This is a genomic window from Pseudomonas viridiflava (assembly GCF_900602065.1).
In the GTDB taxonomy this organism is placed as follows: Bacteria; Pseudomonadota; Gammaproteobacteria; order Pseudomonadales; family Pseudomonadaceae; genus Aquipseudomonas.
On record NZ_UWFN01000235.1, the window covers coordinates 1 to 387 of the forward strand.

At 63.6% G+C, this 387-nt stretch carries 1 pseudogene; it reads right to left on the reverse strand.

The features are described from left to right. Window positions 1–387: pseudogene (locus tag EE949_RS13000) on the reverse strand (hypothetical protein); the annotation flags it as partial.

Sequence of the window (387 nt, forward strand, 5' to 3'; positions counted from 1 at the left end):
ACTCAGCCGGGCGCGCTGCCCTTCCAGCAACGGCTCGGTCTCGATGCTGCTCATGCCGCGCTCGCCCTTGCCAGTCAGCGGGACGACCAGGCGAACACCGGTCAGTTTCCGCTTCCCGCCCAGCAATTGGCCTTGGGAATCGTGCCCGGTCTGGATTTCCGTGTCGCTGTGAATGCAGCGCAGGTTGTAGCCATAGCGGCCGCGATCCGGGCATTCGAACGCCAGATAGCCTTCGATGCGCAGATCATGCTCGTCCAGGGCTAGCGGTGCGTGCCAGTTGAGCGATATCTCCCGGTTGCTGGTCACCCACGGCTCGGCCAGTGCCTGCCAGCCGGTTCGAGGTTGCCAGCACCAGTATTTTTTCTCTTCTTCGTCGGCCCGTTGCGC